Origin of the sequence: Candidatus Pantoea gossypiicola (genome assembly GCF_008632075.1) — a bacterium.
GTDB lineage: Bacteria > Pseudomonadota > Gammaproteobacteria > Enterobacterales > Enterobacteriaceae > Pantoea > Pantoea gossypiicola.
Window position 1 is genome coordinate 150642 of record NZ_VWVM01000006.1, and the last position, 16686, is coordinate 167327.

Annotated in this window: 14 protein-coding genes; 7 read left to right on the top strand and 7 right to left on the bottom strand. The window is 55.7% G+C overall.

The genetic code is table 11. The features are described 5' to 3' along the window. Positions 1–37: 37 nt before the first annotated feature. The 3 genes from F3I20_RS09980 to F3I20_RS09990 are packed head-to-tail and all read right to left on the bottom strand — an operon-like array spanning position 38 to position 3005. A complete protein-coding gene (locus tag F3I20_RS09980; protein ID WP_150012193.1) occupies positions 38–1003 on the bottom strand; it encodes a lysylphosphatidylglycerol synthase transmembrane domain-containing protein in 966 nt (321 codons plus the stop codon). Further along, a complete protein-coding gene (clsB, locus tag F3I20_RS09985; RefSeq protein WP_150037196.1) occupies positions 1003–2247 on the bottom strand; it encodes a cardiolipin synthase ClsB in 1245 nt (414 codons plus the stop codon). Before clsB ends, F3I20_RS09980 begins: the two co-directional genes overlap by 1 nt. Next, complete coding sequence (locus tag F3I20_RS09990) at positions 2244–3005, bottom strand: endonuclease/exonuclease/phosphatase family protein (RefSeq protein ID WP_150012189.1); 762 nt, start codon at positions 3003–3005, stop codon at positions 2244–2246. The genes clsB and F3I20_RS09990 overlap by 4 nt, the downstream gene beginning before the upstream one ends. Positions 3006–3184: 179 nt before the next feature. On the opposite strand from F3I20_RS09990, the gene F3I20_RS09995 reads away from it, so the two are divergent. The 5 genes from F3I20_RS09995 to F3I20_RS10015 all read left to right on the top strand — a co-directional run bounded on the left by F3I20_RS09995 (position 3185) and on the right by F3I20_RS10015 (position 8947). Beyond that, entirely contained in the window at positions 3185–3577 is a 393-nt protein-coding gene (locus F3I20_RS09995) for a YbhQ family protein (protein WP_031594396.1), read from the top strand. A gap of 217 nt (positions 3578–3794) precedes the next feature. After that, positions 3795–5159: an ATP-dependent RNA helicase RhlE gene (rhlE, locus tag F3I20_RS10000; protein ID WP_150037195.1), complete on the top strand. Its 1365-nt coding sequence runs from the start codon at positions 3795–3797 to the stop codon at positions 5157–5159. Between the two features lie 2 nt (positions 5160–5161). Next, complete coding sequence (dusC, locus tag F3I20_RS10005; RefSeq protein WP_150037194.1) at positions 5162–6112, top strand: tRNA dihydrouridine(16) synthase DusC; 951 nt, start codon at positions 5162–5164, stop codon at positions 6110–6112. Between the two features lie 707 nt (positions 6113–6819). Then, on the top strand, positions 6820–7338 hold the full coding sequence (locus tag F3I20_RS10010) for a carboxymuconolactone decarboxylase family protein (protein WP_150037193.1): 519 nt from the start codon (positions 6820–6822) through the stop codon (positions 7336–7338). A gap of 421 nt (positions 7339–7759) precedes the next feature. Continuing rightward, a complete protein-coding gene (locus F3I20_RS10015; RefSeq protein WP_150012181.1) occupies positions 7760–8947 on the top strand; it encodes an MFS transporter in 1188 nt (395 codons plus the stop codon). A gap of 20 nt (positions 8948–8967) precedes the next feature. On the opposite strand, the gene F3I20_RS10020 is transcribed toward F3I20_RS10015, so the two are convergent. The 4 genes from F3I20_RS10020 to F3I20_RS10035 form a co-directional block, all read right to left on the bottom strand. Further along, on the bottom strand, positions 8968–10569 hold the full coding sequence (locus F3I20_RS10020; protein WP_150037192.1) for an inorganic phosphate transporter: 1602 nt from the start codon (positions 10567–10569) through the stop codon (positions 8968–8970). 187 nt (positions 10570–10756) lie between these two features. Next, complete coding sequence (locus tag F3I20_RS10025; protein ID WP_150037191.1) at positions 10757–11869, bottom strand: L,D-transpeptidase family protein; 1113 nt, start codon at positions 11867–11869, stop codon at positions 10757–10759. A gap of 214 nt (positions 11870–12083) precedes the next feature. Then, positions 12084–13898, bottom strand: a complete 1815-nt coding sequence (locus F3I20_RS10030; RefSeq protein ID WP_150037190.1) for a glycoside hydrolase family 15 protein — start codon at positions 13896–13898, stop codon at positions 12084–12086. Positions 13899–14100: 202 nt separating this feature from the next. Continuing rightward, a complete protein-coding gene (locus F3I20_RS10035; RefSeq protein ID WP_150012173.1) occupies positions 14101–14682 on the bottom strand; it encodes a DedA family protein in 582 nt (193 codons plus the stop codon). 205 nt (positions 14683–14887) lie between these two features. Here F3I20_RS10035 and F3I20_RS10040 point away from each other — a divergent pair, with 205 nt between their 5' ends. Both F3I20_RS10040 and pbpG read left to right on the top strand, forming a co-directional pair. Further along, a complete protein-coding gene (locus F3I20_RS10040; protein WP_033782385.1) occupies positions 14888–15475 on the top strand; it encodes a Yip1 family protein in 588 nt (195 codons plus the stop codon). Positions 15476–15654: 179 nt separating this feature from the next. Next, on the top strand, positions 15655–16602 hold the full coding sequence (gene pbpG, locus F3I20_RS10045; RefSeq protein WP_150012171.1) for a D-alanyl-D-alanine endopeptidase: 948 nt from the start codon (positions 15655–15657) through the stop codon (positions 16600–16602). Positions 16603–16686: the final 84 nt, after the last annotated feature.

Below are 16686 nucleotides of genomic sequence, written 5' to 3' on the forward strand. Positions count from 1 at the left end.
AAAGGGGGAGGCGCACAGGTTGCGCCTCCCTTTTTTATTACGACTTCTGTAACTTCTGCTCGTTCTTCTGACGCAGATGCTTCGCCCGACTCTCCAGTACCAGATAGAGCACCAGCGCTAACAGCAGCGGCAGAATAAAGTAGAGCACGCGATAGGCCAGCAGCGCCGCAATAATGGTGCCATGCGAAGCGTGCTGACCGCTGAGCAGTGCCAGGAACACCGCTTCCAGCACGCCAATACCCGCCGGAATATGAATGATTACCCCGGCAATACTGCTGATCAGCAGGACACCCAACACCATCGGATAGCCCACGTCACGTCCCAGCAGCAGCCAGATAATCGCACCCATCACCATCCAGTTGGCGCAGGAAACCGCAAACTGCAGCAGTGCCATGCGCAGTGAAGGCAGCTGCAGCGTCTGGCCTTTAATGGTCCAGCGACGCTGTTTTGAGAAGGCGCAGGCCCAGAGGTAAATCGCCACCAGCACCAGCAGAACCACGCCAATCAGCCGCAGCGTGGTCTCACCAATAAACCAGCCGCTGGGAATGGAAACCATGCCAGCGCTGAACACCACGCCCGCCAGCAGAATATAGCCCAGCCAGTTAGTGGCGATGCTCAGTGAGAAGATGCGGGTGATGGTGGCGCTGTCCAGGCCGAGTCGGGAATAGAGCCGGTAGCGCATGGCGACGCCGCCTACCCAGGTACTCAGCGTCAGGTTAAAGGCGTAACAGATAAACGACACCAGCATGACCTGCCGCTTCGCCAGCTTATGACCGCAGTAGGCGCGGCCAATCAGGTCATAGCAGCCGTATACCAGGTAACTCAGCACCACCAGTCCGGCGGCGGTCAGGACGACAAAACGGTTATAGTTAACGATGACGTCGTAAACATCTTCCCAGTTCACTTTGCGGGCATAAACCACCAGCAGAACCACCACCGCAACGAAAAACAGCACGGTGAGGATTTTTTTTGCCAGTTGCCAGCGTGGATGTTTTTTTGCCATCAGGATTTTGCTCCCGGGTTGTCTGCTTCTACACGATCCTGCGTTTCCATTTCAGGCTGTACCGGTGCACTGACCTGAGCCAGTTGCGGCGTGTGTGCCGGAAGCCAGCCCGCGATGGCCGGGAAATGACGCAGGAAATGGAAGACCACCACGCTTTTGCTCAGTTGCCACCAGTTGCGCGGCGGCAGGCGATCCTCCTGCACGCGCTGGCAGTCGTTGGCCAGCAGCGCTTCCAGATTGTCACGCAGCGTCTGGTTAAACGGTCGGTCGTGGATGATCAGGTTAGCTTCCAGATTCAGAGAGAGGCTTAGCGGATCGAGGTTGCTGGAGCCGACCGTGGCCCAGTAATCATCTTTAACGGCAATTTTGCCGTGCAGCGGACGCCGGATATATTCGTAGACTTCAACGCCGCCATCGACCAGATAGTTGTAAAGCAGCTCCGCGCCTACTTTCACAATCGGCATATCCGGCTCGCCCTGCACGATCAGCCGTACCCGGACGCCACGCTGTGCAGCATTGCGCATCTCACGCAGCAGCCGGTAGCCAGGGAAAAAGTAGGCGTTGGCAATAATCACATCCCGCTTCGCCTCGCGCAGCATCTCCAGATAATGCACTTCGATGTCGTCGCGGTGCTCGTCGTTATCACGAAAGACATAGAGGACCTGGGCATCGCCGGGTTTAGCATTCACCGCCGGACGATGAGAACGCGATCCCCACCAGCGGCGGGTATGCTGTTCGCTGCCAATCGCCTGTTGCAGATAGCGGGCGATGTCAGCCACGACCGGGCCTTTGACCTGTACCGCGTAATCCTGCTTCGCCTCGGGGCCGTAATCGGTGTTATGTTCAGCCGAAAAGTTGATGCCGCCGACAAAGGCGACCACATCATCCACCACCACCGTTTTACGGTGCAGACGACGGAAGACGTTGGTGCGCATCCCCATCACCAGCGGGCGCGGATCGTAGTAGATGAAACGCACACCTGCGCTGGTCAGGCTATTCACAAAGTTGTCGGAGAGTTCAGCGGAGCCGTAGCCATCGACCATCACTTCGACCCGCACGCCGCGCTGGGCCGCTGCCAGCAGTTCGCGATGCAGGGCGTTACCGACGTCATCCTCAAACAGAATAAAGGTTTCGATCAGAACTGAGCGTTCAGCCCGCTGGATCGCACCAAAGACGCGCGGGAAAAACGCTTCACCATTTTCCAGCAACAGCAGCCGGTTGCCTTCCTGCCAGTTAAAATTCATAGGTGAATCTCCACCGCCAGCGGCGCATGATCGGAAAGATGGGACCAGGGCTTACGCGGCAGCGCCCACGGATGACTGACGGTGGCATTGCGCACATAGATGCGATCAAGTCGCAATAGCGGGAAGCGCGCCGGGAAAGTGCGCGCCGGGCGTCCGGTTTTCATACTGAATACCTCTTTAAGGCCTGCGCCCTGTTTTAAGATGGCGTTCGCGCGCCGCTGCCAGTCGTTGAAATCGCCTGCTACGACAACCGGCGCGTCGGGCGGAAGCGAGTTGACCATTTCACAGATCTTCTTCATCTGCGCGTGACGATGCGCCGCTTTCAGACCCAGGTGAACACAGATGACATGCAGCGTGCCGTGCGGCTCGGGCAGGGCGATCTGACAGTGCAGCATGCCGCGATTCTCACTGCCTGCCACCGAGATATCCCGGTTCTCATAGTCGGTTATCGGGAAGCGTGACAGCACCGCATTGCCGTGATGTCCCTCCGGATAGACCGCATTGCGGCCGTAGGCAAAATCGTTCCACATGGTGTCAGCCAGAAACTCATAATGAGGCGATTCAGGCCACTCTTCATGATTAAGAGAGTGGATGGCATGGGTGCCCATCACCTCCTGGAGAAAGACCACATCCGCCGAGGTTGCACGAACGGCTTCGCGCAATTCGGGCAGGATGAAGCGGCGATTAAACGGGGCGAACCCCTTGTGTGTATTGATCGTCAGGACTTTTATTGAAAATCCTTGCGCATTTTGTGGCATACTCGCGACGCACTCCTTTTCATCATCAATAGAATCAAAGTGTAGTCTTTGTCACAAATGGGTGGTGAGAGAGCGCGATATTTAGGGCGTTATCCGAAAATTGTTTTACATTGAGGAAACCGTTTCCGGCTTGTGCCGGTAGCACTTGGGCGACCTGTTGGGTCTGCCAGGAGAATTGAATGAAATGGTCTAATCGTATTCAAATCATCACGGGTCAGACGTTGTTGCATATCGCTATGCATCTGCTGGTGATCGCTGCGCTGATCTGGGGCTGGAAACACAAGGCGCTGGTTGATGTCTGCAGCACGCTGGTGGCGATGTACGCACTGGTTTTTGTTGCCATGCTGGTGACACAGCGCATCGCCCGTTTACGCACGCTCGGCGATTATCTTGAAGAAGCGACCACCACTTACTACTTTGGCGCCGCCATGATGACACTGTTCCTGGTGTCGCGGATTTACCACAATAACCTGCTGCTGGCCTGCCTCGGCGTCGTGATGTTGCTGGGTCCGGCGCTGGTTTCGCTGCTGGCGAAAGAGCCACCGCGGCGCATCGAAAATAAACGTAGTTAAGTTGAAGGCCACCGCGAGGTGGCCTTCCTGTTTCTGCACAGTTAAGTTATGTCAGTAAATGTGAGCTATCTCGCACACTTCATTTAAAGCTGCTACACTCGCCCGCTTACGCATCGTAGTTTGTGCCCTTTTCACGCGTCAGCCCCAGCTGCCGTCACTATCCCTCTGAAAACTACACCGTGAATCACGGCCAGAGCGGACCGGAGTAAACCACGTAATGTCATTTGACTCTCTCGGCCTGAGTGCCGATATTTTGCGCGCGGTTGCCGAACAAGGCTACAGCGAACCTACACCTATCCAGCGCCAGGCGATTCCTGTGGTGCTGGCAGGCCGCGATCTGCTGGCGAGTGCCCAGACCGGCACCGGCAAAACGGCCGGCTTTACCTTACCGTTGTTACAGAAACTCTCTGCCACCGCGACGCCCGTACGCGGTCGTCGCCCGGTACGCGCCCTGATCCTGACCCCGACCCGTGAACTTGCAGCGCAGGTCGGCGAAAACGTCAGCGACTACAGCAAATATCTCTCGCTGCGTTCGCTGGTGGTATTTGGTGGCGTCAGCATCAATCCACAGATGGTCAAGCTGCGTGGTGGCGTCGATGTGCTGGTCGCCACGCCGGGTCGCCTGCTCGATCTGGCGCAGCAGAATGCCGTTGACCTGTCACAGGTCGAAATTCTGGTGCTGGATGAAGCGGACCGTATGCTGGATATGGGCTTTATCCATGACATCCGCCGCGTGCTGGCGCGTCTGCCAGCCAAACGTCAGAACCTGCTGTTCTCAGCCACCTTCTCGGATGAGATCAAAGGTCTGGCGGAAAAACTGCTAACCAACCCGGAAATGATTGAAGTGGCTCGCCGCAACACCGCTTCTGAGCAGGTCGCGCAGCAGGTGCATTTCGTTGATAAGAAGCGTAAGCGGGAACTGCTGTCGCAGCTGATCGGCGAAGGTAACTGGCAGCAGGTGCTGGTCTTTACCCGTACCAAACACGGCGCTAACCACCTTGCCGAGCAACTGGGCAAAGATGGCATCACTGCTGCCGCGATCCACGGCAACAAGAGCCAGGGTGCCCGTACCCGTGCGCTGGCCGACTTTAAGTCAGGCGGCATTCGCGTGCTGGTTGCGACCGATATCGCGGCCCGTGGCCTGGATATTGAAGAGCTGCCACACGTCGTGAACTACGAGCTGCCTAACGTCGCCGAAGATTACGTTCACCGTATTGGCCGTACCGGCCGTGCGGCTGCAACCGGTGTCGCACTGTCACTGGTCTGCGTCGATGAGCACAAACTGCTGCGTGATATCGAGCGTCTGCTGAAGCGTGAAATCCCGCGTCTGGCGATTGAGGGATATGAACCCGATCCAAGCATCAAAGCGGAGCCGATCATCAACGGTCGTCAGCAGCAGTCTCGCGGCGGTGCAGGTGGCGGCGGTCGTGGGCGTGGTCAGGGCGGACAGGGTGCAGGCGCATCGCGTTCATCCGGCGACAAACGTCCTCAGGCACGTCGTCAGAGCCAGGCTGCGCCTCAGGGCGATAAGCCCGCAGCCCGTCCACGTCGTCCGGCTCCGAAGCGCACCGGAAACGTTTGACCATGAGGGTTTTACTGGCTCCGATGGAGGGCGTGCTGGATTCACTGGTGCGCCAGCTGTTATCGGAAGTGAACGACTACGATCTCTGCATCACCGAGTTTTTGCGCGTGGTCGATCAACTGCTGCCGGTAAAATCCTTCTACCGGCTCTGCCCCGAACTGCATCACGCCAGCCGTACGCCATCCGGCACGCGGGTGCGTATGCAGCTGCTGGGGCAGCATCCCGAATGGTTAGCCGAGAACGCCGCACGCGCGGTGGAACTGGGTTCCTGGGGTGTTGATCTCAACTGTGGCTGCCCCTCTAAACTGGTCAACGGCAGCGGAGGCGGCGCAACCCTTCTGAAAGATCCCGATCTGATTTATCGCGGCGCGAAAGCGATGCGTGAAGCGGTGCCTGCCGATTTGCCGGTGACGGTAAAAGTGCGGCTCGGCTGGGATTCCAGCGCCCGCAGCCTGGAAATTGCCGACGCGGTCCAGCAGGCCGGTGCCAGCGAGCTGACAGTGCATGGGCGGACTAAAGAAGAGGGCTATCGCGCAGAAGCGATCAACTGGCAGGCGATTGGCGAAATTCGTCAGCGGCTGCGCATTCCGGTGATTGCTAATGGCGAAATATGGGACTGGCAAAGCGCGCAAAACTGTATGGCGGTCACCGGCTGCGATGCGGTGATGATTGGCCGCGGTGCACTGAACATCCCCAACCTGAGCCGGGTCGTGAAATACAATGAGCCGCCGATGGCCTGGCCCGATGTGGTGCGGTTATTGCAGAAATACAGTCGGCTGGAAAAGCAGGGCGATACCGGCCTCTATCACGTGGCGCGGATTAAACAGTGGCTCAGTTATCTGCGCAAAGCGTATGGCGAAGCCGATGGCTTATTCAGTGAAATCCGTGCTCTAAAAACCACTGAAGCAATTGCAGCTGCTATTCAGGGAATTCAGTTTAACGAACAGACTTAATCCCTCCGCTTTATCAGCCATTCCTGACGGATATCCACAGTTTGCGTCTTTTTATTCTGCAACTGGGTAACGCATTACTCAGAAATATTCTGGTAATAATCATGGCCCGGGTCTCAGGAATAAAAAGAATCTGGCAAATTTAAAATTATGAATGTCAGCCAGATATCAGCGCGCTTTACAAAAAGTCATCTCGACGTTCAGATTGAAAGCTTAACGTTTTTCCAGAAGCTCCGGATGGTTCCGCGCTATTAAATGTGCCCTTTCACGTTCATCTGACTCCGCGCAACCGATATCAAACGGTTAGAAAAATACGGACCATCGACCAGTCGCCTCCTTGCGATAGCGTACAATTATGCTTTCGTTTACGTATCCCTGACCTGCTCGCTCAAATAATATTTGATGTTATAGAATCTATTGTGGTCATTCATGTAAAATTGGCAGCAGTTTTAAAGTTAATTTCAGGTTAAAAAAGAGAGGGGTATTTTCTCGTTTTTAGTGAAACGTTTTCAGGCACTTTTTGTTAAGAAAAATAGACCTCTCGAAGTTTTAATCACTCCGTAAGAATCAGTTGCATTGGTTATGTCCGGGGTTAATGATCATAAGCTTTTTATGAGATCCTCATATCTGATGATCAGATTCTGATTTTAACGGAGCAAGGCAGGTTACCTTGCTTAAGGCTATTTAATTAATTTCAGGTCCAGTATGCCATGAAAAGAATTCATCCGACATCCATTATTACTCCTGAAATGGAGAAGGTATTTTCGATGTGTCCTGTGAATGTCACGCGATCAATGCTGACAGGTGGTATTAATATTACTGAAAAATTTCTTGAATACGGTCTTGCTTTCGGCGATGGCATTCTTGCTGATCATATAAGAGAGGGGATCATACTCCGGGTCGCCTATGCTTATGACTGTGAATATGAGGTTTTGCACCACTTACCTATTGCAATGCAAACAGAAATAACCGCCAGTGACCTTGAAGCATTAAAAAATAGCCTGCCTGAGGAAGTCAGACTCAAGGCGGCAATAAATTATGTCGACACTATTTTGAATGGCAAAGTCAGTGATGAAAAAACATTTTCTCAACTTAAAGAGCAATTTTCGGAAAAAGAAATCGTATTATTGACGCTTTTAATTGGTCATTATATTATGTCAGCCATCTTCATTAAGAATTGTGGAGTTGAACTTGATGATAAGCCTGTTAGTTCATTGTATAAGCGGTAAGTTTTATAGCAAAACCTTACTGTGTAGAGCTGAATTTGAATAACGTATTTTTTATTGTTCAGCCCCGGCTTGCTGACTATTGTCGGGGCTAAACGGTTGCTATTAATGAATAAATAACTTTTGCACTTATTGTCCGCAGTTAAATAATGTTTTACCAATTTTTAATTTTGCGCAGTAAATTTTTATTGTCTCTCATAATTTAAATAGTCTTTCCATTTTACAGATATACGATGCAATGGTCTCTTCAGTCATTCTGGAGAATCTGTTATCAATAATACTAACACCGGATGGGGTGAACCTGGACTTCAGTATGTCTGGCTCTTCAGCTCATCGCATTACTGTGTGATTTGATAAAAAATCAGGCGACCCCTTAGCAGCCTGACGGTATAGTATGCAAAATTTCCCACACCACAAGCCTGCTATGTCTGACACCGCTGTATTGAGCAACAGTCAGCTCAACAAACGAATCCTCTCAGTTATCATCTTCACTTTCTTCTGCTATCTCTCTGTCGGACTGCCGCTGGCCGTGCTGCCGGGGTTCGTCAAAAATCAGCTTGGCTTCAGCTCCTTTATTGCTGGTCTGATTATCAGCATTCAATATTTTGCGACGTTACTCAGTCGTCCGCAGTCGGGCCGTCTGGCCGATCGCCTGGGGCCAAAACGGGTGGTAATGCTGGGATTGCTCTGCTGCGGCATGAGCGGCGTGCTGACCATCGTCGCGGCACTGCTGAGCCACTGGCCGTGGCTGAGTCTGGCGTTGCTGGCTATCGGGCGACTGTTTCTCGGCGTGGGGGAAAGCTTCAGCAGCACCGGCTCCACACTGTGGGGCATGAATATTGTCGGGCCGTTGCAGACCGCGCGCGTTATCTCCTGGAACGGTGTCGCCACTTATCTGGCGATGGCTGTTGGTGCGCCGCTGGGCGTGCTGCTGAACAGTCAATTTGGTATGAGCGGATTTGCCGGGCTGATTGCGCTGATGGGCGTCGTTGGTTATCTGATGGCCAGCCGCAAACCCGCGGTCTCGGTCAGCGTCGGCGAGCGCATTCCGTTTCATCGCGTCTTCTCCCGCGTCTGGCTTTATGGCCTGGCGCTGGGCTTCGGCACCATCGGCTTTGGCGTCATCGCCACCTTTATCACCCTCTATTTTGCCAGCCGCGACTGGCAGGGCGCGGCCTATGCGCTGACCTTGTTCAGTCTGGGGTTTGTACTGGTACGGCTGGGGTTTGGTCGCTTTATTACCCGCTTTGGCGGACTGCGCGTGTCGTTGTTCTCTTTCCTGCTGGAGTGTCTGGGACTGCTGATTATCTGGCAGGCTGACAGCGCCTGGCTGGTAGGTGCGGGTGCGTTCCTCACCGGTAGCGGCTTTTCGCTGGTCTTTCCGGCGCTGGGCGTTGAGGCAGTTAAACGTGTTGAGCGTCAGGATCAGGGCTCGGCGCTGGGCACCTATTCCGCTTTTCTCGATCTGGGCCTGGGCTTAACCGGCCCGGTGGCAGGCTTATTTATCGGACACTGGGGGATGCAGTCGGTCTATCTGGCTGCCGCCATGATGGTGCTGGGCGCGCTGCTGATTACGCTGCGACTCTATACACAGCAACGGCTCACCACCTGATCGGTGGTGAGCACTGACTATCAGAAATGGATAAACACCCAGTAGAGCAGGGCGGAAAGCAGAATAGAGACCGGCAGCGTTAATACCCAGGCGACGGCCAGATTACGCAGGGTCGAAAACTGCAGACCAGAGCGGTTGGCTGCCATGGTGCCCGCCACGCCGGACGACAGCACATGAGTGGTCGACACCGGCAGGCCAAAGCCATCGGCTGCGCCAATGGTCATCATCGCCACCAGCTCGGCGCTGGCACCCTGGGCATAGCTCAGATGGGTTTTCCCAATCCGTTCTCCTACCGTCACCACAATCCTGCGCCAGCCGACCATGGTGCCCAGCCCCAGCGCAATCGCCACCACCACTTTCACCCACATCGGAATAAAGCGGGTAGCGCTGTCGAGTTCGGTTTTCACCGCTTTCAGATTGCGTTCGGTCTCCTGGGGCAGTGTGACCTTCGCGGTCTGCAGATGCTTAATCGACTCCGAGGCCAGATACATCTGGTTGCGGGTATTGGTCACCGCCTGGGCGGGGATGTTATCCATCGAACCGTAGCGGCGAATCTGATCGCCTGCCTCGTTAAGCGTCCTGGCCAGCGCCGGTAATACCTCGGCATTCATCTGGTTGCTGCCGACAAAGCCGGTCAGCACGTCGCGGGCCGCCGGAGGATGTGCTGTCGCCGGTTGCAGTTGCAGCAGCTGATGCGCGGTCACTTCAGTCAGTGCGGCCACGCGCGGGACCTGATCGGCCGGCAGCGATCGGTTCAGGGCGTAAGCGATCGGCATGGTGCCGACGAGGATCAGCATAATCAGCCCCATTCCTTTCTGGCCATCGTTGGAGCCATGCGCAAAGGAGACGCCGGTGCAGGTCAGGATCAGCAGGCCACGAATCCAGACCGGCGGCGGCTGGTCACTTTTCGGGGCCTGATAAAGCTGGCGATTGCGGATAAACATCTTCATCACCCACAGCAGCAGTCCGGCGCAGACAAAACCGACCACCGGCGACAGCAGCAGGGCATAACCCACCTTGAGTGCCTGATCCCAGTCCACGCCGCTCAGTCCGCTGCGGCCGTGCAGCATGGCGTTAGCCACCCCGACGCCGATAATTGAGCCAATCAGCGTATGCGACGATGACGAGGGCAGACCAAAATACCAGGTGCCCAGATTCCAGATAATGGCGGAGAAGAGCAGCGCATAGACCATGGCAAAGCCGTTGCCACTGCTGGCCTGCAGGATCAGCTCGGCCGGCAGCAGCGAGATAATGCCAAAGGCCACTACGCCGCTGGAGAGCAGCACACCCATAAAGTTACAGAAACCGGACCAGACAACCGCCACGCCGGGCGTCAGCGAATGGGTGTAGATCACCGTGGCGACCGCATTGGCGGTATCGTGAAAGCCATTGACGAACTCAAAGCCGAGCGCAATCAGCAGCGCCAGTCCCAGCAGGAAGAACGGCAGATAGCTGGTGACCGGCATATTGGTCTCTTCAACATCATTGACCAGGTTGAGTCCGGCGAAGGCCAGCCCGGCGATCAGCAGAATGAAAAACAGCGGCTTGCTGAAGCGGCTGCCCTTGCCGTTAAAATCGGGGCGTCCCTGGGCTGATGAGGAGGAGAGACTGTTTTCGCTCATGGTGTACCTCACGTGGCTGATGCCGGATGCTGATTTGCATCGGGTTAACGGAGTGTGATACGCGCTTTCTATGACAGATTAATGATGGTCGGGTGGGGAGCAGGACAGGGAACGCTGGCTACAACGCCATTAAGCAGGCAATAAAAAAGCCAGCGACAGGCGCTGGCTTCTCAGAGCAGGGCGGCAGTTACGAGTTGGTATTGGCCGCTGCTGCAGGTGCTGCTGGTTTGACCGGAGCGGCCTGCTCAGTGGCGGGCTGCTGTGGCTGTGCAGCATCACTGCTGGCACCCTGTGGGGTCACCGGCGTCATCGGCTGTTCCTGTGGCGCAGCCTGCGGGTTTTCCGGCATCGGGACTGGTGCGGTCTGGATATTATTTTTCACACCGTTCACTTTTACCGGCATACCGGTACGGCCCTGAATGGCACCGTTAACCTGATCCTGATTGACGCTGGCATCAACCAGCACTTTGCTTACGGCCTGCGTCAGCGTAATTGGCACCAGTTCACGTGAGTTGAACTGCTCTTCGGTGGTCGACAGCGGATTATGCACTTCAACGTAACGTGAACCGTCTGGCTCTACGGTCGCTTTTACCGGCTGATCAACGAACTGTACGCGCGTGCCGACCGGCACGTTCTGATACAGCCACTTAATATCGTCAGCGCGCAGACGCACACAGCCGTGGCTCACGCGCAGGCCGACACCGAAATTGGCATTGGTGCCGTGAATTGCATAGAGACGACCGATATAGAGCGCATAAAGACCCATCGGGTTATCCGGGCCTGGCGGGAAGAACGCGGGTAGCTTTTCGCCGCGCGCCGCGTAATCCGCATGCATACCTTTGGTTGGCGTCCAGGTCGGGCCATCTTTCTTACGTTCTACCGCTGTGGTCCAGTTAACCGGGGTATCTTTACCCAGTTCACCGATACCAATGGGCAATACCACCACGGTTTTGCTGCCTTTCGGGTAGTAATACAGACGCATCTCCGCGCTGTTGATCACGATGCCTTCACGCGGTGCGTCAGGCAGGATTAGCTGCTGTGGGATGATCATCTTGCTGCCAGCTTTAGGCAGATAAACGTCAACACCCGGATTGGCTTCCAGCATGTTACTGAGGCCCATCTGGTACTGCGCCGCAAAAGCTTCCAGCGGCAGCTTGCTGTCTTCAGGAACCGTAATTTCAATATTTTCCCCGATCAGACGGCTGTTGGCCGGCGGTAACGGGTAAACCACAGCAAAGGCTGACTGGCTGAACGCCGCCAGAGCCAGAGCGATTGAAGCGAAAGCGCGAATAATTTTCATATTTTACAATTCTTTATCGCCATATTTCAGGCTGGTCTATGTGTCGAATTCATGCTGGCCAATGTGACCTGCTGCGCATTATATGTTCATTAATCTGACGTTGTGAATCGGGAATTTAACTTGCCTGCAATACTTTACGTAAATTCACCGCGGATGTTAGCGCATTTCCGGAAAGCAGGGCGTGTAAAATGCGGCTTTCCGGGGGGAGTCCTGATTAAGGTTGCCACTGCGTCTGTTCACCGCTGAGTTTGCGATTCAGGAAAAAGGCGGCACTGATCAACGCCAGATGCGTCAGCGCCTGCGGCGTATTGCCCAGCGCATGACCGTGGCTGTCAAATTCCTCGGCATACAGGCCCAGAGGATTGGCGTAGCTCAGCAGCTTCTCAAATTCAAAATGCGCTTCCTGAATCCGGCCCGCGCGCGCCAGACACTCGACATACCAGAATGAGCAGGCACCAAAAGAGCCTTCCGATCCCTTCAGCCCATCGGCCGGTGTTTCATGCGTGTTGTAACGCCGCACCATGCCGTCGCTGACCAGATTGGTTTTGATCGCATCAAGCGTGGCAATCCAGTCCGGGTCGGTGGCACCGACGAAGCGCACCAGCGGCATCAGCAGCATGGAGGCGTCAAGATGTTCGCCATGACGCGTGGCAGAGAAATGGCCGCGTTCACTGTTCCAGAAGTTTGCCCAGATATCTTCGCGGATCTCACGACGCGCCCGATCCCAGCGTTCGTAAGGCATTGGCAGCGATCGCTTCATGCCCAGTCGCAGTGCGCGATCCAGCGCCACCCAGCACATCAGACGCGAATGCAGGAAGTGCTCCGGCTCGCCGCGCATCTCCCAGATACCGGCATCGGGCTGATTCCAGTGCTCACACAGCCAGTCGATCATTTTGACCACATGCTCCCAGCCGCGCTGAGAGATCGCCTCACCATACTTATTAGCCAGATAGACCGCGTCCATCAGCTCGCCATAGATATCGAGCTGGGTCTGCTGCCAGGCATCATTGCCGATGCGAACCGGACGGGAGTCGGCATAGCCGGAGAGATTGAGTAACTCCATCTCATGCAGCTCGGTGCCGCTGTCCAGCCGGTACATCACCTGCAGGCGCATCTCATCGTGATGGCTGTTTTCAACACAGCGGCCGACCCAGTGGGTAAAGTGTTTGGCTTCATCAATGTAGCCCAGCCGCATCAGGGCATACATGCTGAACGAGGCGTCGCGGATCCAGGAAGCGCGATAGTCCCAGTTGCGTTCGCCGCCCAGCTCTTCAGGCAGGCCAAAGGTTGCCGCCGCCGCAATCGAGCCATGCTGATGCGAGGTCAGCAGCTTCAGGACCAGTGCCGAGCGCTGCACCATCTCGCGCCAGCGTCCCTGATAAGTGCTACGTGCGCTCCAGCGTCGCCAGTAGTTTAGCGTCTCTTCAAAACAGTGTTCGGTGGCCAGCGCTTCGATGTGTGCATCATCCACGCTGCCAAATTCGAACTGCGCATGTTCGCCGGGCTGTAATGTGAAGTGTGCGGTGGCGCTGTCATCTTCCAGCGTCATGACCACGGAGGCCGCCAGGCGCAGTGACGGCTGACCTTCGGCATGGAAGTCGATGCAGCCGTTGTGCGCTTCGGCACGGGTCTGCGCCCGGGCGTAGTCATGACGCGGTGAACAGCGCAGCTGGAAGGTTGCGCTGCCGCGGACCATTTTGACCCGGCGGATCAGGCGCGGCAGTTTGTTCTTATCATCACAAATCGGCATGTAGTCGGTGATTTCCGCTACGCCCTCATCATCCAGCCAGCGGGTCTGCAGGATATTGGTATCGGGCAGGTAAAGCTGCTGACGCCGCGCATTCGGCCAGTCAGGTGCCAGGGAGAAAAGGCCGGCATCATCGCTGTCGAGCAGGGCGGCAAACACCGACGGGCTGTCGAGTTCAGGCCAGCAGAGATAATCAATGGTGCCGTCATTAGCGATCAGCGCACAGGTGCGCAAATCACCGATGACGCCGTGGTCTTCAATCTTACGTTTTACCTTACTCATGCTCATCTCCCTGTCAGTGTCCATCCTAACTATAGCTGAGCCCTCCGATGCGGCTTCGTTTGGGCACAGATGGTTAACGCGGGGTTGAATAAGGAAAGAGAGGGTAAGATGGGCGGATAAGACTCACATCATCGTCAACCGGTCGCCAGACTCTGTTCAGCGTCTGGAGACCGGTGCGTCATCTGGCGAATATGGTGATCATTTATTGCTGGTCGGCCCGGCGGTTGTGCCAGCGACGGATTACCCAGCGCAGCACAAAAGCGAAGACGACCGCGCCGACCAGCCACAGCAGATGTTTCAGATGCTGATCGAGTTTATGCAGCCACGGTGCGATGATGCCGCCCGCGAAATAGCCCAGCGTCACAAAGATCAGCGACCAGATAGCCGCCCCGATAACGTTAAGAATAAAAAACTTCATCGGTTTAAGGCGGCTGGCACCAATGATGATGGGACCAATCAGCCGGAAGCCATACATGAAGCGTACGCCAATGACGAACAGGCTGGGACGGCGTTTAATCAGACGGTTTGCCTTGACCACTTTGTCCTGATGCTTTTTAAAACGGCGCAGGATCCGCGTGCCCCAGCGGCGACCGACCCAGTAAAGCAGTTGATCGCCGACAATGCCGCCACCCATCGCGGCCAGTACGACCCCCACATAATGCAACAGCCCCTCATGCGCGGCGACACCGCCCAGCAGCGTAAATGTCTCCCCCTCGGCAATACAGCCAATAAAAAGTGCCAGATAACCGTACTGCGTTATTAATGCGTTGATATCCAGATGCAAACTGACTCTCCCTGTTCGGTGATGATTTCTTTCAGTCTATACGCGATTTGGCTTCGCTTCCGCCCGGCTACCACGGGTCCGTTTATTTATGCTGTTTTTTTGTCCGGTCACGACGAAAATTTCACTGCCGTTTATACTTGAGGAGACGCTGCCCCCAAAGACGCATGCATCACCGGGCGGCCCATCGCATCAGAGGAGTGACTGTATGAACCATGTCTGGGGACTTCTGGCGCATCCGAACCAGGAAATGCGTCATATCAAGCAAGAGAATGAGAGCGTCTCGCACCACTACACCCATCATGTTCTGCTGATGGCGGCGATCCCGGTGATCTGCGCCTTTATCGGTACGACTCAGCTGGGCTGGAATCTGGGCGAGGGGCAATATGTGCAACTTAACCTGGCGACCGGAATCGGACTGGGCATTCTGTTCTACCTGATTATTCTGGGTGGCGTTGCGGTTATGGGACGCGTGATCCACTGGATGGCGCGTGATTATCCACAGCGCCCCGGCGTCCAGCGCTGCACCGTGTTTGCGGGATACGTGGCGACGCCACTGTTTCTCAGCGGGCTGGTGGCACTCTATCCGCTGGTCTGGCTTTGCGTACTGGCTGGGGCGCTGGCGCTGCTCTACACCGGCTATCTGCTCTATATTGGCATTCCCCTGTTTCTGAATATCGATCGTGAAGAGAGCCTGCGTTTTTCCGGTTCTACGCTTGCCATCGGCGTGCTGGTTTTTGAAGTGTTACTGGCATTGACCGTGGTGCTGTGGGGATATGGACCGCATCTGTTCTGACTGACCACTGCCGCCGCTCTGGCGGCAGTTCTCTTTTTACGCCCGGAAACAATCTCACCAGGAAATTTCTTAACCTTACGCGTATGATGCTGCTGCCAGCCCGCGCGCCGACGTGACTGAAGCGGGCGGCCTGTGTCGGTCTGACACAGTACACAATCATAACCGGGTTTTTTTCTACGATGCCTGCAAAAATTCGCTCCACCCTGCTTTCGCTGGCGCTGCTCGTTTCCGGGCAGATTGTTTCACTTCCGGCGCAGGCGACGACTTCGCTGTCGCAACTTGCGCCTGTTGCTCAGCCGCAGATCGCTTCTGGCAGTGCGATGATTGTCGACCTCACCACCAATAAAGTGCTCTTCTCCAGCCACCCGGATCGGGTCAGGCCGATTGCGTCCATCACCAAGCTGATGACCGCGATGGTGGTGCTGGATGCGCATCTGCCGATGAACGAGATGATCAACGTTGATATCAGCCAGACGCCGGAAATGCGTGGCGTTTTCTCGCGCGTGAAGCTCAACAGCCAGATCAGCCGCCGCAATATGATGTTACTGGCGCTGATGTCTTCAGAAAACCGTGCCGCCGCCAGCCTGGCGCACGCCTATCCGGGCGGTTATCGCGCCTTTATCCAGGCAATGAATGCCAAAGCACGGTCACTCGGCATGAAACAGACCCGCTATGTAGAGCCAACCGGCCTCTCAACGCAGAATGTCTCCAGCGCACAGGATCTGGTGAAGTTACTCAAAGCGACGCGGGAATATCCGATGCTTGGCGCGCTCAGCACCACAAAAGAAGAGACGGCGGTGTTTGCCCATCCGAACTATGCGCTGCCGTTCCGCAATACCAACCATCTGGTCTATAAAAACGACTGGCATATTCAGCTGACCAAAACCGGTTATACCGACGAGGCGGGCCACTGCCTGGTGATGCGCACGATGATTAACAATCGTCCGGTGGCGCTGGTGGTGCTGGATGCCTTTGGCAAATATACTCACTTCGCCGATGCTAACCGTCTGCGCAGCTGGATTGAGACTGGCAAAGCCGCGCCGGTGCCTGCCGCTGCACTGGCGTATAAAAAGCAGAAGTCGGGCCAGGTTGCCAGCAATGGTGCCGGCAGTACCGACGTCGAGTAGAGAATAGCTGGTGTCGCGCACAGCGCGCACTGGCGTTGCCTGCAGGCTGAGCAGGTAGCCGGGAAGAAGCAGGCAGAGGGGCGT